Annotated in this window: 22 protein-coding genes; 12 read left to right on the forward strand and 10 right to left on the reverse strand. The window is 55.6% G+C overall.

The window, feature by feature from the left end:
- Positions 1–449 precede the first annotated feature (449 nt).
- On the forward strand, positions 450–2,303 hold the full coding sequence (locus IQ254_RS05240; protein ID WP_228040189.1) for a tetratricopeptide repeat protein: 1,854 nt from the start codon (positions 450–452) through the stop codon (positions 2,301–2,303).
- A gap of 34 nt (positions 2,304–2,337) precedes the next feature.
- On the opposite strand, the gene IQ254_RS05245 is transcribed toward IQ254_RS05240, so the two are convergent.
- Positions 2,338–3,225, reverse strand: a complete 888-nt coding sequence (locus IQ254_RS05245) for a transglutaminase family protein (RefSeq protein ID WP_193965114.1) — start codon at positions 3,223–3,225, stop codon at positions 2,338–2,340.
- A gap of 502 nt (positions 3,226–3,727) precedes the next feature.
- On the opposite strand from IQ254_RS05245, the gene IQ254_RS05250 reads away from it, so the two are divergent.
- Positions 3,728–3,916 carry a replication restart DNA helicase PriA gene (locus IQ254_RS05250; protein WP_193965115.1) on the forward strand — a complete coding sequence of 63 codons (189 nt, stop codon included), beginning with the start codon at positions 3,728–3,730 and terminating at the stop codon, positions 3,914–3,916.
- Positions 3,917–4,083: 167 nt separating this feature from the next.
- Positions 4,084–5,325: a cytosine deaminase gene (gene codA, locus IQ254_RS05255; RefSeq protein ID WP_193965116.1), complete on the forward strand. Its 1,242-nt coding sequence runs from the start codon at positions 4,084–4,086 to the stop codon at positions 5,323–5,325.
- 58 nt (positions 5,326–5,383) lie between these two features.
- Here codA and IQ254_RS05260 read toward each other — a convergent pair whose 3' ends face one another.
- The gene (locus IQ254_RS05260; RefSeq protein WP_193965117.1) at positions 5,384–6,148 is read right to left on the reverse strand and encodes an SDR family NAD(P)-dependent oxidoreductase; all 765 of its coding nucleotides are present in this window, start codon (positions 6,146–6,148) and stop codon (positions 5,384–5,386) included.
- A gap of 148 nt (positions 6,149–6,296) precedes the next feature.
- Between IQ254_RS05260 and IQ254_RS05265 the strand changes: the two genes are divergently transcribed.
- The 5 genes from IQ254_RS05265 (at position 6,297) to serS (ending at position 9,131) form a co-directional block, all read left to right on the forward strand.
- On the forward strand, positions 6,297–6,509 hold the full coding sequence (locus IQ254_RS05265) for a chlorophyll a/b-binding protein (RefSeq protein WP_193965118.1): 213 nt from the start codon (positions 6,297–6,299) through the stop codon (positions 6,507–6,509).
- A 156-nt stretch (positions 6,510–6,665) separates the two neighbouring features.
- Positions 6,666–6,809, forward strand: coding sequence for a chlorophyll a/b-binding protein (locus tag IQ254_RS05270; protein ID WP_193965119.1), 144 nt, complete (start codon positions 6,666–6,668; stop codon positions 6,807–6,809).
- 194 nt (positions 6,810–7,003) lie between these two features.
- Positions 7,004–7,147, forward strand: coding sequence for a high light inducible protein (locus IQ254_RS05275; protein WP_193965120.1), 144 nt, complete (start codon positions 7,004–7,006; stop codon positions 7,145–7,147).
- A gap of 310 nt (positions 7,148–7,457) precedes the next feature.
- Entirely contained in the window at positions 7,458–7,697 is a 240-nt protein-coding gene (locus IQ254_RS05280) for a NifU family protein (RefSeq protein ID WP_017299982.1), read from the forward strand.
- A 156-nt stretch (positions 7,698–7,853) separates the two neighbouring features.
- Positions 7,854–9,131 (forward strand): serine--tRNA ligase, encoded by a 1,278-nt coding sequence (serS, locus tag IQ254_RS05285; protein ID WP_193965121.1) that lies wholly within the window; start codon positions 7,854–7,856, stop codon positions 9,129–9,131.
- 150 nt (positions 9,132–9,281) lie between these two features.
- On the opposite strand, the gene IQ254_RS05290 is transcribed toward serS, so the two are convergent.
- Positions 9,282–9,668, reverse strand: a complete 387-nt coding sequence (locus tag IQ254_RS05290; protein ID WP_193965122.1) for a DUF2358 domain-containing protein — start codon at positions 9,666–9,668, stop codon at positions 9,282–9,284.
- A gap of 56 nt (positions 9,669–9,724) precedes the next feature.
- Here IQ254_RS05290 and IQ254_RS05295 point away from each other — a divergent pair, with 56 nt between their 5' ends.
- Positions 9,725–10,297, forward strand: coding sequence for a hypothetical protein (locus tag IQ254_RS05295; protein WP_193965123.1), 573 nt, complete (start codon positions 9,725–9,727; stop codon positions 10,295–10,297).
- A gap of 50 nt (positions 10,298–10,347) precedes the next feature.
- On the opposite strand, the gene IQ254_RS05300 is transcribed toward IQ254_RS05295, so the two are convergent.
- The 6 genes from IQ254_RS05300 to IQ254_RS05325 all read right to left on the reverse strand — a co-directional run bounded on the left by IQ254_RS05300 (position 10,348) and on the right by IQ254_RS05325 (position 16,259).
- The gene (locus IQ254_RS05300) at positions 10,348–11,127 is read right to left on the reverse strand and encodes an amino acid ABC transporter ATP-binding protein (RefSeq protein WP_193965124.1); all 780 of its coding nucleotides are present in this window, start codon (positions 11,125–11,127) and stop codon (positions 10,348–10,350) included.
- 146 nt (positions 11,128–11,273) lie between these two features.
- Positions 11,274–12,491: an amino acid ABC transporter permease gene (locus IQ254_RS05305; protein WP_193965125.1), complete on the reverse strand. Its 1,218-nt coding sequence runs from the start codon at positions 12,489–12,491 to the stop codon at positions 11,274–11,276.
- A gap of 3 nt (positions 12,492–12,494) precedes the next feature.
- Positions 12,495–13,673 (reverse strand): amino acid ABC transporter permease, encoded by a 1,179-nt coding sequence (locus IQ254_RS05310; protein WP_193965126.1) that lies wholly within the window; start codon positions 13,671–13,673, stop codon positions 12,495–12,497.
- Between the two features lie 213 nt (positions 13,674–13,886).
- The gene (locus IQ254_RS05315) at positions 13,887–14,951 is read right to left on the reverse strand and encodes an amino acid ABC transporter substrate-binding protein (protein WP_193965127.1); all 1,065 of its coding nucleotides are present in this window, start codon (positions 14,949–14,951) and stop codon (positions 13,887–13,889) included.
- Between the two features lie 211 nt (positions 14,952–15,162).
- Entirely contained in the window at positions 15,163–15,372 is a 210-nt protein-coding gene (locus IQ254_RS05320; protein WP_193965128.1) for a hypothetical protein, read from the reverse strand.
- Between the two features lie 143 nt (positions 15,373–15,515).
- Entirely contained in the window at positions 15,516–16,259 is a 744-nt protein-coding gene (locus tag IQ254_RS05325; protein ID WP_193965129.1) for a ComF family protein, read from the reverse strand.
- A 577-nt stretch (positions 16,260–16,836) separates the two neighbouring features.
- Here IQ254_RS05325 and IQ254_RS05330 point away from each other — a divergent pair.
- Positions 16,837–19,212: a putative PEP-binding protein gene (locus tag IQ254_RS05330; protein ID WP_193965130.1), complete on the forward strand. Its 2,376-nt coding sequence runs from the start codon at positions 16,837–16,839 to the stop codon at positions 19,210–19,212.
- Positions 19,213–19,310: 98 nt separating this feature from the next.
- On the forward strand, positions 19,311–19,775 hold the full coding sequence (locus IQ254_RS05335) for a glutathione peroxidase (protein WP_193965131.1): 465 nt from the start codon (positions 19,311–19,313) through the stop codon (positions 19,773–19,775).
- Here the strand turns inward: IQ254_RS05335 and csaB are convergent.
- A complete protein-coding gene (gene csaB, locus IQ254_RS05340; protein ID WP_193965139.1) occupies positions 19,772–20,839 on the reverse strand; it encodes a polysaccharide pyruvyl transferase CsaB in 1,068 nt (355 codons plus the stop codon). The genes IQ254_RS05335 and csaB overlap by 4 nt on opposite strands.
- Before the next feature lie 95 nt (positions 20,840–20,934).
- On the opposite strand from csaB, the gene IQ254_RS05345 reads away from it, so the two are divergent.
- The gene (locus IQ254_RS05345) at positions 20,935–21,246 is read left to right on the forward strand and encodes a DUF2499 domain-containing protein (RefSeq protein ID WP_193965132.1); all 312 of its coding nucleotides are present in this window, start codon (positions 20,935–20,937) and stop codon (positions 21,244–21,246) included.
- Positions 21,247–21,314: the final 68 nt, after the last annotated feature.

Here is a 21,314-nt window from a genome sequence, read left to right on the forward strand (position 1 = left end):
TATTGCCCAAAATAGCCATGGGGTAGCTAGCTCAGTCCGTACCGATAAACTCCTTCAGGCCGCTATTCAGGCCAGGATTAACATATTTATTGCAATTGTTTTGTGAAACTTAGTGTAGGTTGCTGGGAAAGATTGGCTGATTTTGGAGAAGCTAGTTTAAGCGGATTAAGGCAGTGCTTACAGGACTTAAACTAAAACGGGTGCACTTGTTAGGAGCTGTTGTCGCTTTGGACATAGATGATCTAGGCCAACGCTGGGTTCGTTAAACTAGTCCATTGGGGCGTCAGTTGGTTGACTGTTTGGGATCACAGGGGCTGAGGGGAGACCGGCATGGTAGCTGACTGCTGCCAAGCAATACTAGGGCTTGGGGTTGTCTACGGGTTTCTAGTAGAGATGTGACCTTTAAAGGTTGAGCTTAATCGCCAGGCTGACAAAAAATGCTGGGCAGCATGGATCAAACATTATTGGGAGGTCGTTATCAGGTCATTCGGCGGCTAGGATCCGGAGGATTCAGCCGCACGTTCTTAGTGAACGATGTGCACCTGCCGAATCATCCCCGTTGCGTCATTAAGCAACTCAAGGTGCAGGATAAAGATACCGGCACCCTAGATATGGCTCGTCGTCTGTTTGATACCGAAGCCAGAGTGCTCTATCAGTTGGGTAGTCATCCCCAGATTCCGGCACTGATGGCTCACTTTGAGGAAGATCAGGAATTTTATCTGGCCCAAGAATATATCGAAGGGAGCCGTCTTAGCCGCCATGTGGAGGAGGGGAAACCCTGGTCCGAAACCCGTGTAGTGCTGCTGCTGCAAGAGGTGCTAGAGATTCTCTCGTTTGTGCATGGTCAGCAGGTGATTCATCGAGATATTAAGCCGTCTAACCTCATTCGTCGCCACCGTGATGGCAAGCTAGTGCTGATTGACTTTGGTGCAGTCAAGCAGGTGACCTCGTCGCCGTTGCTCGATGCTGAAACTGGGGCCACCAATATTACGGTGGCGATTGGTACCCATGGCTATATGCCTAACGAACAGTATGCGGGTAAGCCTCGCTTTAGCAGCGATGTGTACGCGGTGGGTATATTGGGTATTCGAGCGCTGACGGGGATGTACCCCCAAAAGATTGACGAAGACCCGATTACCAGCGAATTGGCCTGGCGTCAATATGCGCCAGAGGTGTCGTCGCCATTGGCGACAGTGCTCGATAAGATGGTTCGCTATGACTTTCGCGATCGCTACCCTACCGCCCAAGAGGCGCTGGCAGCGCTACAAAACCTACCTAATCCTCTCCACGGTCTGGTGGGTACTCAGATTTATCGAACCTGGATGAAGGGTACTCGGGGGCGTGGGCCAACCTTTCCCGGGGATGACACGAATACGGCCATGGGGCCTACCGAAACGACCGAACCCACGGCTTTTGCCGATGACCAAGACTCGACGTCACTGTTTCCGGTCGATTTAGACTCCAGCCATAGTGGTGTGCTGGCCGCATCACCACCGGTCGAGCCAAAGCGGTCGATGACGCCAGGGCTCATGTCGGCCTTCTCCAAGCGGCATTCTTGGCTGCTAATGCTGGCGACCGGGGCTGTGCTAGGAACTCTGGGGTTGGGGCTGGGGCTTTGGCGCAGCGGCTTTACGATTGGCTTCCAACCAGCCCTGCTCTCCGGTAACGTACTCCCTTTCCAACGGGCCGAGGTGCCCTCTCCGCTGATTGATTTCGGCCTGCTGTTGCCTGCTGAAGAAAAAGCTGTCTACCTGAGTCGCCAGGGCGATCGCCTGTGGAGTCAGGGACGTTATCCCGACGCTCTGGCCACCTACAACGAATCTGTGGCTGCGCAGAGCGACTACGCACCGGCCTACCTGGGGCGCTGCAAAACCCTAATTTCCCTCAAGCGACCGATTGAGGCCATTGCTGCCTGCGACGATGCCTTGGCCTACAGTACCTACTACCCTGCGGCGTTACGCAGCAAAGGGAATGCTGAAGAGCAGCAGGGCAAACTGTTGGCGGCGCTCGCCCTCTATGAAAGCACCAATCGCCAAATGCCCGCTATGTTTGAGGCCTGGCTTGATCGGGGCCGAGTGTTGCAAAAACTCGGGCGATCGGCCGAGGCGATCGCGGCTATTGACCAAGCGATCGCCCGCAATCGGGAATCGGCCGAGGCCTGGACGGTTCGTGGTGAAGCGACCTGGGCTTTAAATCGCTACGACCAGGCCATCATCGCCTCAGAAAAAGCCTTACAGCTTGATCCCGACTACGCCCCGGCCCAAGACCTGCGCCAGCGTGCCCGTGAAACTATCGGCCGCTAGTGATCTCATCCTGTAGCTTACGCTGAGAGCAGACTTACGGCTGAGCCGGTGGCGGCCCCACGGTATCGTCTACTTCGATCTGGATCTGGGTCTCTAGCCTAGAGCTAACTCGATTGCCCTCGTGGGTAGTGCCGCTGATGGGCAGGGTTTGGGCCGGAAAGGGACTGGCTACTAGAACAATGTGGCGATCGCTCACCGCTAGGCCATGGGTGGGGTCAAACCCTCGCCAACCGCCACCTGGCACATACACTTCGGCCCAGGCATGCAGGTCACGCTCAGGCATGGTGCTGTCGCCTTCTTCGTACCCACTGACAAATCGAGCCGCGAGGCCTACCGCCCGACAGGCCTCTATAAAGACCACCGCAAAGTCGCGACAACTACCCAGCTTTTTAGCCAGAGTCACCCCCCCCGGCCAGGGATTGCCGGTCAGTCGGTTGGTGTAATCGCAGGTGGTGTAGATATGAGTGGTCAGGGCTGTTAAAAATAAGCCCACATTGCCCTCGGTCTGATGGGCCAGGCTCTGAGCTAGGTCTACCACCCCCGGGGCAATGACTGGGGCATGGGGCTGGGCAAAGTAGGGAGTTAAGACAGCACTCATGGTGGCGGGGTAATCGATGGGTAGTGTGGCTGCCCAGGGCTCGGCCAGGTAGTCAAAAGGATTGGTGCGGGATGTGTTTACCGTGGCCGTTGTGATCATCTCGAGCTGATCGACCGGAGTAGGAGTAAACCATAGCCCTACCGTGCTGTTGCCGTCGGTATCGGTAAGCGTTGCCTGCCGAGTTGGGCTGGGGTTAACCGCAAGGTCAAAGTGGATTAACTGTTGGGCCCCGTCACTGCGAGGTCGTAGGCGCAGGGTATGAGGGCGCAGGGTGACAGACTGCTGGTAGTGATAGCGAGTAAGATGGCGAATTCGGTAGCGCATAACAAATAAGCATTGAATAAAGAACAGTGGTTTAGATTTAGGAGGCTACGGTTTGACGATCCAGCAACAGGTTTACGAATGCAGCCAATGGCGCTGTTGCAGCTCAGTCCAAGCCGCTGCAATAGGTCATAAATCATTGGTCAGGATCCGAGCCTAGCGATCGAAATGTCATACAATCTCAGCTCACTATTACTCAACTTCATTAGCCGAACTTACAGCTGAATTGTGACCCTAGTACCTTTACCTAAAAGCGGGGATCATTGCTCCGAGGTTGATCCCAAGATTAAGGATTAATAAAATAAGGTTGCACCCTGTTAAAAATCAAGACATAATAAGTACTTAAGGAAAGCAAACTTTTAGCTTGCGATTGCCCAATAGCAGTCAAAAACAATCTCGCAGGGGTGCAACTCATTGCGAGATTGTTTTTGACTAAAATTAGTTCCCAAAATTGCCCATAAAATATCTGATTTATCGTCTTGAAAGCGCTGCCGGAGTCAAAACTATGAATAGCTTTTTTCAACAGGTTCATTGCCCCAATTGTGGACATTTAGCAGAACGACATTATATTTATCCTGACCAGCTAGTGCGTACCCAATGTGCTGCCTGTGACTATCTCATGATCACCTGCGCCCGCACCGGAAAAGTGATTGAGTCCTATGCGCCAGGGCTGTTTGCCACCTCAGCCCGCTAGGGTGTTGCTGCCTCAAGGATGTTGATAAACCCTTTGGCCTGTTTGCTTCAAACCCCGGCTCTCTCTATTGGAGAAAGCCGGGGTTTATTGTAGGCTACCGCAAGCTTTTGCCCCAATGCACTCGATATAGTTAAGACCAAAGCACAGCATAGGTTGAATTGTAGAAGATGGGGGCTATGGAGTTGATTTTGCGCGACTGTCGATTGCCCAGCGGTGAGGCAGTGGATATAGGTCTAGATCAGGGCATCATTTGTGCCCTAGCGCCGCAACTGGTCGCCTCGGCTCATCAGGAACTTAACCTGGGGGGCAAACTGGTCAGCGCTCCCTTTGTCGAGTCTCATATCCACCTGGATTCAGCTTTGACCGCCGGTCAACCTCGCTGGAATCAGAGCGGTACCCTGTTTGAGGGAATTGAAATTTGGCGCGATCGCAAACAGTCGCTCACCCTCGACGATGTCAAAGAACGGGCGATCGCGACCCTCAAACTCCAGGCCCAGCAGGGCGTGCTGTTTGTGCGCAGTCACGCTGACGTCAGTGAACCCAACCTGGTCGCCCTCCAGGCGCTACTGGAGGTGCGCGATGCGGTCAGAGACTGGATTACCGTGCAGGTGGTGGCTTTTCCCCAGGATGGTCTCTACGGTAGCCCTGGCAATCTCGAGCTGATGGAAAAAGCCCTAAACCTGGGGGCCGATGCTGTGGGCGGCATTCCCCACTACGAAATGACCCGCGAAGACGGGGTGCAGTCGGTGCACCATATTTTTGAGTTAGCCCAGCGCTACGATCGCCTGATTGATATCCACTGCGACGAAATCGACGATGACCAGTCGCGCTTTTTAGAAGTTGTAGCTGCCAACGCCGTGCGTTCGGGGCTTGGGGCTCGGGTGACGGCCAGCCACACCACGGCCTTTGCCAGCTACAACAACGCCTACGCCTTCAAACTCATGGGGCTGCTGGGGCGTTCCAACATCAACTTTATCGCCAACCCGCTGATTAACATCACCCTCCAGGGGCGCACCGATACCTACCCCAAACGGCGCGGCGTCACCCGCGTAAAAGAGCTGTGGCAGCAGGGCCTCAATGTCAGTCTTGGCCACGACTGCGTGCAAGACCCCTGGTACAGCCTAGGCGATGGCAGCATGCTGGGGGTCGCTGCTATGGCTATCCATGTGTGCCAGATGACCGGTCAGGATGAAATTGCAGCCTGCTATGACATGATTACAGCCAATGGAGCCAAAACCCTGGCCCTAGGGGATGCCTATGGCCTAGAGGTGGGTAAACCCGCCAACCTGATTGTGCTAGATGCCACCAGCCCCTACGATGCCCTGCGCCGCACCGCCACGGTGACCCATGTTTTCTCGCGGGGCAAGCTGCTGGTGGAGACTCGGCCAGCGGCGGTGCGCTGGGCTTGAGTTTGAATGAAATGGGAGGCGTTCTTACCCTCCCCTCCAAGACTGACCTAATGAAAGCCTAATGAAAGTACGAGGCCCCATTGATGTCAAAGGTGGCCCCAGTCGCGTGAGGCGCGAGGCCAGCGACTAAAAAAGCCACCAGATTGGCAATATCTTGAGGCTCTGCCGGAGCACCCATGGGGATGTCGCGGGTAACGTAGTCGGCCCCCCGTTCGGCCATGACCTGCTCGATGCGGTCGGTGCGCACAAAGCCGGGTGCGATCGCATAGGCTCGCACACCATCCTGGGCAAACCCCTTCGCAATCGAGCGGGTCAACCCGATGACGCCACCCTTGGAGGCGGCATAGGCCATAAACTCAGGGCCATCGCCACGAAAGGCTGCCCGACTGGCTAGGTTAACCAGGGTGCCGCCGCCTTGGGTCTGCCAGTGGGCAATGGCGGCTCGACAGAGATCGGCCACAGCAATCAAGTTGACCTGGATAGTGGTTTGCCAGGCGGTAGACCACTGCTCCCAAGCGGAGGAGATCGGGGCAGTAGGCATAATAGCGGCATTGTTGACCACAGCATCAAGACTGCCTTGCCAGTCTAGGGCCTGCTGCCACAAGGTTTGCCCTGCCCCTGGGAGGGCTAAATCGGCCTGAATCAAATGCACGCGCTCAGGCCCCAGTTCGTCAGCGATCTGATTGACTTCGACGATTCCCTGGCTGTAATGGAGAATCACCGCTGCCCCGGCCTCGTGGAGGGTACGGGCGATCGCAGCGCCAATGCCTCGAGACGCACCGGTCACCAAAACGGTGGTGTTGTCTAAATCAATCGACGGCATGGTTCTGGGCTCACCACTGGTAAACGCTAAAAACTTTTGGGCTAAGAGCTGCTGCGGAATAGATCAATGAATTGTTGCAATTATTGCAACAATTGTTTACATTGTGTTACAATACTCGAAGAAAGAATTAGCTGGAGACCTTAACATTATGACCACGAGCGGGTATACCACAGAAGATGGCGGTCGCTTAAACAACTACGCTGTCGAGCCCAAGGTCTATGTAGACGATAGTCAGCAGTTTGGCTTTAACGAATACGCCGAAAAGCTGAATGGTCGTCTGGCTATGATTGGTTTTGTTTCGGCGATTCTATTTGAAGCGTTGACGGGCCACGGCATTGTCACCTGGCTCACCAACCTGTAGGGCTTACTGAGGCCTGACCCCTCAGACTTGAAGCTTCCTCAAGCTGATGTCATACCAGCAAGTCAACGTTTCTGGACTACGACCTCAAAAAATGTGTTACGTTAAGTAACAAGATATTGATTTCCGCCCCGTAATCTACATTAGGAGATATCCACTATGGAAACCAACGACAATAAGTTCGGCTTTGTTTCTTTTGCTGAGACCTGGAATGGCCGTCTGGCCATGTTGGGTTTTGTGATAGGTGTTGCTACCGAGCTCCTGACTGGCCAGGGCATTTTGTCTCAAGTTGGCTTGATGTAAATAGTCGGCAAACTCATGGGTTTGACACAAAAGGGAGCAGCTTACCTGCTCCCTTTTGTGTGCCTGAGCGTTGTATTTGTCAGCATCTCGTGAAGAGACGCACAATATCTTTCCACGACGAAAAAACTATATGTTAAGATAAGTGACAGGATGTTAGTTATTGTCCCTTCGTATACATCTAGGAGATATCTGTTATGGAAAACAACGACAACAAGTTTGGCTTCGTTGGTTTTGCTGAGACCTGGAATGGCCGTCTGGCTATGCTTGGCTTTGTAATTGGTGTCGCCACTGAATTTATGACTGGCCAAGGCATTTTGTCTCAGATCGGCTTGATGTAAGTAGGCAAACGCTTAATCGGCAAAGGGGAGCGACCATCGCTCCCCTTTTTTGTGCTCCCCTTTTTTGTATGGGTGACAGCCCAACTTACGTGTGGTCTAGGCCGCTTGTTCAGAGCAGCGTTTTAGTCGTTGCCGCTGGCGGGAGGGGCTGAGTTGGTCTGCAAGATCAACCGTCTACTCCGTCTAAACAGTGTCGTAACATTGAGATTTGCTGCCCTATCTGGAGAAATGTATTGAGCCTGAGCTTTGATTTAGGGGCAAATTCTTTAGAATGGTAAGAGTTCACCCATGCGTTTGGCAGATTTACCCTATGGAAACCCTTGCACTAACCCCCCCCAATGTAGAGCAGGTTCTGGACGAACTCCGTCCCTACCTGCTGGCCGATGGTGGCAATGTAGAGCTGGTAGAGATCGATGGCCCCGTAGTTAAGCTTCGCCTGCAGGGCGCTTGCGGCTCTTGCCCTAGCTCTGCTATGACCCTGCGTATGGGCATTGAGCGTCGCCTGCGGGAGTTTATCCCTGAGATTGCTGAGATTGAGCAGGTGTTTTAGGGTCGCCGTTGACCCGTTATTCAATTCCCCGGTAACGACGCATCGTGTTTGCCCCGGGGAATTTTTGTGTTTGCTGATATTCTGTTGTATTGGCGGCAGGGGGTTTGCCTGTTTGTGGATGGCTATGTTTTGAACGATAGAGTTTAGGGGACTGCTGTGCTTGACTTGAGGCAAATACGGGAAAATCCGGAACGGGTACAGATGGCTCTGGGTAAGCGAGGAGAGTATGACTTGGCTCCTCTACTGGAGCTCGATCAGCAGCAGCGCCAGCTCGAGACCGCGCGATCGCAGCTCCAGGCCCGCAGCAACGAGATCGGCAAGCAAGTGGGCCAAACCATCAAGGCTGGAGCTGCTCCAAATGGGCCCGAGGTTGCCGCCCTCAAGGCAGAAGGTAACCAGGTCAAGACCGAGCTGCAAACCTTAGAACCCCAAGAGCGCGACATCAAAGCGCAGATCGACGCGATTTTGTTGGCGATTCCCAATCTGCCTAGCGACTCGACTCCGGTAGGGGCCAATGAAACCGAGAATGTGGAAGTGCGGCGCTGGGGCGATGAATACCTCCCCCAACAGCCTGCCAAGCCCCACTGGGAAATTGGTGAAACGCTGGGCATTCTCGACTTTAAGCGGGCGGCTGAGAAGATCGCCCAGAGCCGTTTTGTGGCCCTGATGGGGGTGGGTGCCGCCCTTGAGCGATCGCTGATTTCCTTTATGCTCGATCGCCATATCCAGGCGGGCTATTACGAAGTCATGCCCCCTTACCTGGTTAACTCAGCGGCTTTAACGGCCTCGGGGCAACTGCCCAAGTTTGCCGAAGAGAGCTTTCAGTGCCGCAACGATGATCTGTGGCTCACCCCCACCGCCGAGGTGCCCCTCACCAACCTGCACCGCGACGAAATTCTTGCTGCTGATCAGCTCCCCATTCACTACTGCGCCTACACGCCTTGCTTTCGCCGCGAGGCGGGCAGCTATGGCAAAGACACTCGGGGCCTGATTCGCCTTCACCAGTTCAATAAGGTGGAAATGTATAAGTTTGTTCACCCCGACAGCTCCTTTGATGAGTTAGAGGCTCTGGTGCGCGATGCCGAAGACATTTTGCAACAGCTGAAGCTGCCCTACCGGGTGTTGGAGTTGTGTACCGGCGACCTGGGTTTTTCGAGCTGCAAAACCTATGACCTTGAGGTCTGGATGCCTTCATCGGAGAGCTATCGCGAAATTTCGAGCTGCTCGAACTGTCTTGATTTTCAGGCTCGCCGCGCCAATGTGAGGTTTAAATCTGCCGGGCAAAAGGGTACCCAGTACCTGCACACCCTGAATGGATCTGGCTTGGCGATTGGCCGTACCATGGCCGCTATTTTAGAAAACTACCAGGAGGCCAACGGCTCGGTAAGGGTGCCCGAGGTATTGCAGCCCTACCTCAAGCGCGAATATCTGTAGGCTGGCTTGGGTCGATGCCAGGGTGGCCATTGCGCTACCTCAGGTTGGGACTACACGGGGAATTGATAAATCACTGATTTTGGCAGCAAGTTGGGTTTTGGTCACCCCAATTGCCCTATCGGATGACCTTAGTATCGCCCCCGACGGCCTTTAATCTTGCAGGCTAAACACCTGTTTCAGCACCGCTAGGCGGGAGCAGTCCCAATAGTCGATGTGGGAAATAATTTTACCGTCGTCACCCAGCGCCAACTCGCTATGGCCAGGAATGCTCATGGCTGGTTGCCAGGGCAGCGGGGCGACCCAGCTGAGGGTCCAACGAGTGTGAATTTGGCTGGGGCCAATATATTGGATATCGTGGAGTTGTAGGTCGATAGCTCTAAACCAGTGCCCAATGAAGCCAATCATCCGCTGGTAGCGATCGACGCCGCGAAAGCGATTTAAGGGATCTTGAAAATACACGTCATCGGCGTACAGATGGTAGCTCTGGTGGTGGGGAAAGTGCTGATAGTCGAGGCGAATTTGTTCCAGAATTTTCATGCCATCGCCCTAAATCGGTGAAATAGTATGGTGGTGTGACTCTGAGCTTTTCAATTATGAATCTTTTTACTCGCCAGCACTGCCCCACCTATAGGGCGGCTTGGCGTGGTCTAGGGGTAGCAGCGGTGATGATGGTGATGATCGCGGCTTGTAACGCTGCGCCCCAACCCAATGATCGCAATGACAAGGCTCTCACCGATGACCTCAGCAACAATGCGGCTGAAGTTACCTCGGTGATCGATGTGTCGGCTAGCAGCAGCGCGATCGCCGATCGCTCAGCCTATGAGCCCGCCGAAATGACCGCCGATGGTTCGTGGCCAGATACCCAACTTTTCGATGTCAGTGATCTGTCGCCGTTCTCGTTGGCAAGGGGATATCTCGCCTCTCAAGGGGAGGGCGGTGAATGCTTGCGGTGGACGCAGACCCGCATCGAACGGCTCGATAACGATATTACAGCGGTGGCCGTCACTACGGTAGGCCTCTGCGATGACTCCCTCGGCGGTGTTGAAAGACGCTATGACCTAGCCCTAACCGACAGTGGTTGGGTGATTGACTGGGTGGGCACTCGCTACTACTGTAGTCGCACCAGCCCGCCTGGCTGGGTCGACCCAGGCAACCTATGTCCATAGTTTTGGCTCTGGGCTTGGGCTAAACTCAGCCCAAGCCAGATAGTCAGTGCTTACAGAATTTGTGAGAGGAACTTTTGGGTGCGATCTTCGCGGGGATTGCTGAAGAAATCTTGGGGGGTGTTTTCTTCTACCAGATAGCCGCCATCCATGAGCACAACTCGATCGGCCACTTCGCGGGCAAAGCCAACTTCGTGGGTGACGCAGACCATGGTCATGCCTGAATCAGCCAGCGATCGCATGACATCGAGTACCTCGCGCACCATTTCGGGGTCGAGGGCCGAGGTGGGCTCGTCAAACAGCATGACTTTTGGCTGCATGGCCAGCGATCGCGCGATCGCTACCCGCTGCTGCTGACCACCCGAAAGCTGCCCCGGAAACTTATGGGCCTGCTCCAGAATGCCAACCCGTTCTAACAACTGCATGGCTACTTCCTGGGCTTTGGCCTTGGGCCAGCGGCGTACCCAGATCGGGGCTAGGGTCACGTTTTGCAGCACCGTCAGGTGAGGAAACAGGTTGAACTGCTGAAACACCATGCCTACTTCACGGCGAATAGCCTCAATATCCTTGAGATCGTGGGAGATAACGGTGCCGTCTACTTCAATACTGCCTTTTTGGTAGGGTTCCAACGCATTGAAGGTGCGAATGAAGGTTGACTTACCTGATCCAGAAGGCCCCATGACGACCAGCACTTCGCCCTTATAGACCGTCATACTGACGCCCTTGAGCACATGAAAGCCATTGTCGTACCACTTTTCGACATCACGGGCGACAATTACTGGCTCCATGCCCGTATGGTGGGCCGATGACTGCTCCGTCTGAAACTGTGTCATGGAAGGTTTCCTCTAAAAGCGACCCTCGACGGGTCATTAACGACGCCTAAACAATGAGTTAAAGAGATAACATCATTTTGCCTTAACCCTATGGGGTTTTAAGCCTCCATACTGTCAACTGTTACACGGTGACAACGTCAGCCCGATCAGTTGTCCGTATTGAGCTTTTCCTCGATTTTGCGGCTGCCTAACGACATCGCATAGCAGAAGAACCAGTAAATCACCGCTAAGAACAGGTAGACCTCGGCATAGCGGCCTAGATAAGATGGGTTCGCCAGAATTGACTTACCGATACCCAACAGTTCTGCCAGACCCACAATTGACAGCAGCGTCGTGTCTTGAAACAAGCTAATAAACTGCCCGACGATGGCCGGAATCGCAATTTTAAGGGCCTGGGGCAAAATGATTAGTCCCAGCGTCGTGGGGGTATTTAGACCCAGGGACATAGCGGCTTCTTGCTGCCCACGGGGTACAGCCTGCAAACCAGCCCGAACGTTCTCAGCCAGATAGGCGGCGCTAAACAGAGCCAGAGCGATAATGGCCCGCAAAATGCGATCGGGCCGCGACCCCAGGGGCAAAAACAGCGGAATCATCACCTGGCCCATAAACAGCACCGCGACGAGAGGAACCCCCCGCACTATCTCGATGTAGAGGGTAGACAGCCCCCGCACGATCGGTAGAGCACTGCGTCGACCCAGGGCCAGCAACAGCCCCAGAGGAAAACAGAGGGCAATGCCGCTAACGGCGGTAAACAGGGTGAGTAACAGGCCGCCCCAGTCATTGGTTGAGACCTTGGTCAGCCCTAGACCACCGCCAATTAGCCACAGCGCGACAAAGTAGGACAGAAACCAGGCCAAAGAGATCCACTTGCCCACCCCAGGAAATTTGCGCCCAATCTGACGACCAGCGGCGGCAGTCCCGGCCACTAGAGCGACAATGGGCAACAGGATCAGAGAGCTAGGCCGAGTTGGGGGAAAGAGAACCATAAATGCGCAAGCTACCCCAAACCCGATCAGCACATTGCGGCTAAAGAGAGTCGAGAGATTGCGCCCCAGCACCCCCCAAGAGAGCCCGGCTAAACCGCAGACAATGGCCAGCAATGCCCAGATCCGAGGATATAGATTGATCGGGAAGGTGCCGGTCATGAACAGCCCAAAGTTGTTGGGGATGACTTCCCATTGGGCGGTGGTCAATGCCCATGACACCAGACGAATCATGCCCCAGCTAAAGATGCCCGCAATCACAAGGGTAAGCAGGCTGTTAAACCAGTCGCTGAACAGGTTCTTTTTGGCCCAGGGGACGGGGCCTAAAGCCACTACATCAGGCGGCGCAGAGGAGAAGGAATCGGGAGTTACAGAGGTCATGGCTTAGCGTTCCTTAAACTGCACATTCTGGTTGAGCTGGTTCATCACCAGGGTGATGAGAAGACAAAGGGAAAGGTACGTAGCCATGAGTACTACAAACACCTCTACCGGGCGACCGGTCTGGTTGTAGGTGGTGGTTGCCACCGAGTACATCTCTGGGAAAGCCACGGCAAAGGCCAGGCTCGTGTTTTTCGTCAGGTTCATGTACTCGCTGTTCATGGGGGGAATAATCACCCGTAGGGCCTGGGGAAAGACCACCAGCTGCATGACTGAGCCAGCTGGTAGACCGAGCGATCGCGCCGCTTCCCACTGCCCCTTTGACACTGACTGAATACCGGCCCGCACAATTTCAGCCACAAAGGCGGAGGTGTAAAACACCAGGGCCGTTAGGGAGGCCACAAACTCCCGTGACAGACGTAGCCCGCCCTCGACCCCGCCGCCCTCGACGCCTGCCGGTATTGTCCAATTCATGCCGAATACTATGATGGCGATCCACAACAGGCCTAGCACCGCCAGCCCAATGGTCTGGGTCTTGCCACCAGTGCCGGTTTCAACCCGGATTTTGGTGCGCTGTTGCCAAAGGTAAAACGCTGCGATCACGGCCCCAATCGTAGCGGCGATACCCAACAGTGCCAGTACCGCGCTGCTTGCCCAGGGGATATAGACGCCCCGATTATTGAGGAAAGCAATCCCGAAAACGCCAATCTGGTTCTCGGGCTGGGGCAGAGCACCATAAATCGCGAAGTACCAGAAAAAAAGCTGAAGCAGGAGTGGAATATTGCGTACCAACCCTACGTATATCCGACTGAGCTTGTGCACTAGCCAATTTTTTGAGAAGCTCGCTACCCCAGCTACCACCCCCAGGAACGTCGTCAGGGCGATACCGCTGGCGACGAGGCTGAGGGTATTACCTAAACCAACGATCAAAGCTCGCCAGTAGGGATCATTGGGACGGTACTGAATCAGGCTTTCGCCGATACTAAAACCGGCGGGGTTGGTCAAAAAACTGAAGCTAAACGCGCGCCCCTGTTGAATCAGGTTGCGATTGAGGTTACTGAGGAAGAAGCTCACCAAGGCAAGCACAACGATTAGCGTAATCACCTGAAAGGCAATCTTCCAGAAGCGCTCATCTCGCAGCATCGCTTTCAGCTCGAAGGAGCTGCCGCCGCTATCGTGGGCCATCTATATCACCTGGATTGAATTCAGTGCACAAAGCTGTAAGCAAAATAATCTAAGAGGGCTGCCAAGAAAAGTTCGATTTGTTACAAGGATTCATGAAAAAGGGTGCAGCTCAGCTGCACCCTGGGATGATTTCAGAACTCAAGCACCCAGTAGGGGAGGGTTAATTTCCCCTACTGGCAAAGACAATGGCTTTCAACCAGAGTTGGTCTATTCCTAGCGGAAAGGGGGAGAGTACATCAGCCCACCCTCGGTCCACAGAGCGTTTTGACCACGCTCTAGCTCAAATTGAGAGTCGGCTCCCAGATTGCGTTCGAAGATCTCGCCGTAGTTGCCCACTTGAGTAATGACCTGCACCATAAAGTCGTTGGGCAGGCCCATATCGGTGCCCAAGGTGCCCTCAGCCCCTAGGAAGCGAGCAATGTCAGGATTCTCAGTACCCTCGAAGGTAGCCACATTTTCGGAGGTAATACCAAACTCTTCCGCTTGCATGAGGCCGAAGGTCGTCCATTTCACCACGTCAAACCAGGTCGAGTCGTTGTTGACGGTGACCGGACCGAGGGGCTCTTTGGACATGGTGACTTCGAGCAGAATATTCTCTTCGGGGTTAGGCAGAGTGCTGCGGCGGGCAACCAGCTGTGACTTATCAGAGGTCATCCCTTCGCAACGGCCCTCGGCATAGGCCGCGTAGGCCGCGTCGGCATCCTGAAACACTACGGGTTCGAAGTCAACACCCAGCTGACGCATTTGGTCGGTCAGATTGAGCTCGGTGGTGGTGCCCGTCTCAACACAGATGGCTTTGCCAGCGAAATCTTCCAGGCTGGTAATGCCGCTAGCGGTTTTGACCATCATGCCCTGACCGTCAAAGAAGGTAGTCGGTGCAAACTCTAGCCCGACGCTGCTATCTCGGCTGATAGTCCAGGTGGTATTGCGGGACAGCATATCGACCTCGCCCCCAGACAGCGCGGTAAAACGCTCGGTAGAGTCGAGGCGACGATACTCTACTGCCTCGGCATCGCCCAGAACTGCTGCGGCTACGGCTTTACAGACATCGACGTCAAGCCCGGAGTAGGTGCCGCTTTCATCGACGAAACTAAAGCCAGGAATGCCACCATCAACCCCGCAAATTAGCTGACCGCGATCCTTCACGACATCCAGACGGCTACCCCCTGCAGCCGGAGCGGTATCATCGCCGCCGCCATCGGCCGTTGTTGTTGTTGAACCACCACAGGCCGCTAGAGTCAGCCCTAGAGCGGCTGCGAGTAAACCCCACTTACGCATGAATCAATCCTCACTCACAAAAAAACACTGCAAAACTTACATTCAAATTGATGGGTAATGTTGCACTTGCTTAACACTCCAACGGTTTGAGTTTTCATTTTGCATCAGAGATAACAATACACCTGCAGGTGGGCCAAACTCAGTCAGTTGAGAGAGAGCCTTGGGCACACCTAATGATCATTCAACCGATACCAGCTAAATGGGGTGTAATTTAGTGCTCCTGGGCTAAGTCGCGAATGAGGGGGATTTTGGCTTGAATGTAGTGCTGGAGTTGATCGGCCTCAACTGGATTGATAGCGGGGTGGCCGACGAATTGCTCGCTTAGCCAGCACACCAGACTATTGTCATCTAAAGCCAGGAGATGACTGCTTTGCGACCGTTCTACCAAAGACCACAGATGTCGTAGAAGTTGGGGGTTCATAGCAGTTGTTAATAATTTCTTTAGATTTATCCTAATGCATCAGCGGTGTGGCGCAAGGTAATCGGTAAATTATTAACATGCTTCTCATAGAGAGTTCTGTAACTATATCCTCCGGTTTGTCTGTCTTTGGGGCGGCAGATTGACTAAGGATGGCTGCCGGGTTGGGCGGGCTGGCCTGAGACGGTGGCCCAGGCCTGGGCCCTGGCCACGGTGCAAATACCCCCGACGGATAATCCGCTACGACGTAGGGTTTGGGCCGCTGACTGGGCCGTGGCGCCAGTGGTGAAAATATCGTCGAGTAGCCATACTGTCTTATGCTGCAAGGCTTTGACCTGATCTGGGTCAACGGCAAAGGCCTGGGCTAGATTTTGCTGGCGTGCGGTGCGGCCAAGGCTGTGCTGTGCTTGGGTAGCCTGCACTCTCGCCAGGCCGTAGCGGTATAGCGGCAGCTGGGTAAGACGGCAAAACCAGCGGGCCAGCAGGTCGGCCTGATTAAAGCCCCGCTGCTGTAGTTTGGTGGGATGTAGGGGGATGGGCACAATCGCGATCGGACGTGACGATGGCCTCAGACGCCGTCGTTGGTCTAGCCAGGTTTGCCCCAGTTCGGTGCCCAGATACTGGGCAATGTCGGTGTTGCCGCTGTACTTGAGGCGGCCGATCGCCTGGCGCAGACCGTTCTCATAATGTCCCCAACTTACGACGGCTAAGCCGGGTTGGCTAAGATCTATTGCCGTGGTGCTCTGGCACTGTTGTACCTGGCGATCGCAGCTGGGGCACAGGAGGCGTGGGGTCGATCGCTGGCACAGGGGGCACTGGCCTGACAGAAATAGGTTGAGCAACTGCTGCTGTCCCCGATGGATTAATGCTGTTGACAGCAGTCGTTGCATCCCGTTACTCCCCGTCTAGCTGTTTGCCCTGATGGATAGCGTTGGCCAGTTCGCTTAGGACATAGACAATCGCCAACCGCAAAAACTGGGGCAGCGAACTGGCGTATAGCCGTCGCCGGCAGGTGATCTAGGAAAACGTCCTAACCTTCGTGGCGATGGCTATATGTCAAACACCTGGATCTATTGTCGATCGCAGGAGTGGGGTTAGACGTGGGTGAAACTAGGCAATTGTAGCCGGGTAAGCAATTCTTTGACGCATTTTTGACACATCATGATGTTCTATGGGGGCCATGGGGATTGGCGGCTGCTAATGCTGCGGTCTGGGCGGCGATTCTGTAGAATCTAGCTATAAAATCTAGGTTCGAAAACCAGTTCACCCATAAAAAATTAGGGATGTTTTGCCCTCGCAGCTCGGAGCGGTGGTCTAACTTGCATCATGGCCTGGCTTAGGTTAAGTCCACCGCTGTGATGATGGGTCTAGCTACTTACCCGTCCTTAAATTTTCCGCCTTGCCAAGCTGTAATTAGCGCTCTCTAGCAGGTGCACAGTGCGTCTGCTGTAAGCCTTAACTTTCTTCATGACCTGGCTTCGACACCTGGACGAGCTCGACATCGCTGACTTGCGCACCGTGGGCCATAAGGCCCACTATCTTGGCGTGCTGCGGCGACGGGGATTGCCCGTCGCCAACGGCTGGGTGATTTCTGCGGCGGCGTGGCATCATACCCTGGCGCAAATGCTGGCAGCTGAAGCCGATAGCTATGGGCTGGCACAGCTCAACCAGGATGATTTTCTGGTGTTACAGCAGCTGAGCCAACGGTGGCAGAAAGCTCTGCGCGCCCTGCCGTCGATGGTGTCGCACTCAGCAGACTGGCAGATTAAGGCCGATCAACTTGAATTTGTACCTGCGGCCTGGATGCTGCGTGCCTCTCTGTGGCTGGGGGAATCTGAGGATGGTGCTGCCTCAAGACCGATGGCTGCTCTGGGCGGGCTGATGCCTGCCCAAATTGAAAGTGATTTCGAGACCCTGCCTCGGGTACTGCCGCAGTTTTGGAGTCAAGCTTTGACGGCGCGCTGTCTCATCGTTTGGCGGGCCCGCAACCAGCGTCTACCGGATCTCGATTTGGCTACGTTAGTGATGCCTGTCTATCCAGCCGTGCTGTCAGGTACCCTGACGTTGGTTCAGGGGCAGGCGACGGTGACGGCGGTGGCGGGGTTGGGCCTGGCTGTGAGCCAAGGTGAGGCGATTCCGGCTCGCTGCCGGGTCAGGCTCGGGCGGGTGGCTGAGGCCAGTTGGGAACCGGGGTTTCAGGATTGTTTCTATCAGCTGATGCCAGCGTCTCAATATCGCTGCCGCCCAGAGATTGTCGGGCGGTCGGTACAGGTGGTGTGGCGCGATCGCCCTGAGTTGCCTGCGCCACTGGATTTGGCTCAGCTGACTCAGCTCTTGACGGTGGCGGAGGCGGCCCAAACGGCGTTAGAGGCTCCTAGCCTGCGGCTGGAGTGGCTGTTGTACCCGAGTACTAACCCGGCCCATCCCACCCTGCTCATTACCCAAGCTGACCCTGGCCCAGACCCCACCGTTCTTATCCCAGAGGCTCGGTTTCGGCCTCGACCCCTGAGTCAGGCGGCGCTACTGCCCCTGGTTAGTACGGTGGTGCAGGGGATTGGAGCCTCGGGAGGGCGGATTCAAGGGGTGGCTATCGTGGCCAAGCATCCTCAAGATTTGCCGGCTTCCCTGCCGCCGAATTGTGTCGTTGTGCTGCCCGATCTTCAGCCCGACGTGTTTTTTCAGCTGGCGGCGGTGACGGGTATTGTGACTGAACGGGGCGGGGCCACCTGCCACGCGGCAATTTTAGCTCGCGAAATGGGTATTCCAGCGGTGGTAGGTGCTCCCCAGGCAACCCAGCTCCTCGACAACGGCATGGTGATCTGGCTCGATGGCGATCGCGGTGTGATCTATGGTCTCAGCGAAGACGCCGCCAGCCATAGCCAGTTTGATGCGGCTTTGGCCCAGTTCCAGCCATCCCTTGTCGCTGAGGATAGGCCGTTGGTGACAGAGCCCGCGAGTCGCTATCGCCGTCTGACCACCCAGGTCATGGTTAACCTGAGCCAAACCCGTAGCCTCTCGGCGCTGTCTCTCGATCACGTGGCGGGGATTGGGCTGCTGCGCTCTGAGTGGCTATTGCTCGATATCTTAGAGGGCCGCCACCCCCTGGATTGGCTTGACCGAGGTCAGGAGGCGGATCTGCAAGGGCGTTTAGTACAGCAGCTAGAGCCGATCTTGAAGGCCCTGGGGTCTAAGCCGCTGCGCTACCGCAGTCTAGATTTGCGATCGCACGAATGGCAGGGGCTAGCGGGTAGCCCGCCGGTCGAGTCTAACCCGATGCTGGGTTTGAGAGGCACGCTGAGCTACAACATCGATAGTCGGCTGTTTCAAGTCGAACTGTCGGCTCTAGCGACTTTGCAGCGAGCGGGCTATACCAATCTGCAACTGATTTTGCCCTTCGTGCGCACCGTTGAAGAAGTGATTGCCTGCCGTGAGCTGATAGCGCGGGCGGGGCTCACTGATCACCAGGGCTTTGCGCTCTGGATTATGGCAGAGGTTCCCTCAGTATTATTTTTGCTGCCTGCCTATGCCCAGGCGGGGGTACAGGGCATCGCCATCGGCTCGAATGACCTCACCCAGCTGTTGCTGGCCATTGACCGCGATCAGCCCGTGATGGCCTCGGCCTACGACGAGTGTCATCCGGTGGTGCGGCTGGCGATGGCGCACCTGGTTCAAGAAGCGCGTCGCTGTGGGTTGCTGTGCTCTATCTGTGGCCAGGCTCCGGTGCGTCACCCCGAGTTGATTGCCGATCTGGTGGCCTGGGGGATCACCTCAATTTCGGTTGAGACCGCTGCGTTGCCGTTTACCCTAGAGGCTGTCTGGCAGGCTGAACAGGGTACCCCGTAGCTGCGATCGCCACAGCGCATAAAACTATCCTCGGCAAAATTCAGCGATCGCCGAGGATGACTCATAATGAATAATGTTGTGCCAATTGTTATGTGTTTATGCCTCTTCCTACAAATCTGGCCACTCTAGATGGTGCGCCCCTCGCTCCTGAGACCCTGGCTGGCAAAGTCGTACTTTTCGTCAATGTTGCCAGCAAGTGCGGCCTTACCCCCCAGTACTCTGGCCTGGTGGAACTCGACAAGGCCTACAGCGATCGCGGCTTAGTGATTGTGGGCGTGCCCTGCAATCAGTTTGGGCAGCAAGAACCCGGCAGCCCAGACGAAATCAAAGATTTCGCCAAGACCAAATATGATGTCGATTTCACCCTGCTCGAAAAGCAGGATGTCAATGGCCCCACCCGCAGCCCGCTGTATCAGTTCTTGGTGGGTTCTGGCCCGGATATTGGCTGGAACTTTGGCAAATTTTTGGTCGGGCGCGACGGTGCGGTCGTCGCCAGGTTTGAGCCCCAAACTGCCCCCGATGACTCTGCGCTTAAGGCGGCGATTGAGTCGGCTCTGGGTTAATCCCTAGCCGAGGTGAGGATGTCTCGCAGCAAGTCCTGATGCATTCGGGCGCGATCGATCCGCGAGCTGATTTGATCGGGCGATGGGGACTCGCCGTTGGCGTAGACATGCAGCCAGGCGGTTGTCATCTGCTCGGGGCTATCGGGCCAGCGCGGCCCGCTGCTCTGGGGATTGAGGTCAACCCCTGGCAAATCTAGGTCGGTCATCAGGTGGCTGACCTTGGGGTCGTAGCTCAACCCAAAGCTACGACAGCCTTCGGCCGCCGCCATAATCAGCGCATGGAGCCGCATGGCAATGGTCATCTCCACACCGCGAAATAGGCCTTTGAGCTGGCGTGGATCACTCAGAGCGTAGATGCGGCTGGGCCCAGATAGGCGCGGCTGAATATATTCGGCAATGGCCAGATCTTTACTCGGCTGAAAGGGAACCAGGAGCACACAGGTTTGGGTAGCTTTCTGAAAGGACACTAGCGCCTGGGTAAACTGCTCGAGCCGGGCTGTCGTCAGCCAGGGATGGGGCCGCAGGGCGACCGCCACCCGTGGAGCCGGTAGCTCCCACAGCCCTTCTACCGACACCGCCTCTAAGGCCCAGACGGGATCTGGAGCCTGCATCCCTGGCACCTGCCAGCGAGCCAGCCAGGCCGCTGACCCGCTGTCGCGCACGCTGACGGCGTTGCAGTGGCTTAGGGCGTAGTGCCCGACACCCCGGCTGAGTCGATGGTTGAGGGGGCCAATGCCCTGGCCCCAGGCAATGGTTTTGAGCCCCAGCCACTGGGCTAGCACCAGCAACCCCGCGTAGTAGATCGGGTTTTGCCGACTTGTGGCATCCTGGAGCAGGCTACCGCCACCCAAAATCAGCACATTGGCCCCGCGCAGAGCCTGCATGATAGGGCCAATGGCCTTGCGGGGTAACGCTTCGACCCCGTAGCGCTGGGCTGTTTCGACTGGGTTGCCCGACAACACCACCGGCGTCACCGTGGGGGGCAGCATTTGCAGCAGTGTTGCCAGCAGGGCTTCGTCGCCGCCGTTGCCCAAGCCATAATAGCCACATAGAACCGCTCGCATGCTCACCTGCCCAGAGTTAACCCGTTGGTCGCAGTTTGCTATACGCATCACCCCGACCTCTCTACAATAGAGGCTGTTGCTACCCCCTGAGCCCTATGCATGCCCTGTCACTACCCACCTGGATGATTCATATCTCAAGCGTGCTGGAGTGGATGGCGGCCATGTGGTTTATCTGGCAGTTTGCCACTGTGACCCAAAAATTAGTGTGGCGATGGCTGGCTGTGGCCATGGTGCCAGCACTGGTGAGCGCCATGGCGGCTTGCACCTGGCACCTGTTCGATAACGCGCCGGGGCTGGCTTGGCTGGTGACCCTACAGGCGGCCATGACCGTCGTTGGCAACGGCACGCTCTGCCTTGCCGCCTGGTGGATCTGGCGACAGGGAAACGCCGCCGCAGCGGAACAGTAACTTTAGAATGCTGAATTTTTAACTTTGAAGTCTAGATTTGCTCTCCCCTGACCTGCTTACCCACCCAC

Origin of the sequence: Nodosilinea sp. LEGE 07088 (genome assembly GCF_015207395.1) — a bacterium.
GTDB lineage: Bacteria > Cyanobacteriota > Cyanobacteriia > Phormidesmidales > Phormidesmidaceae > Nodosilinea.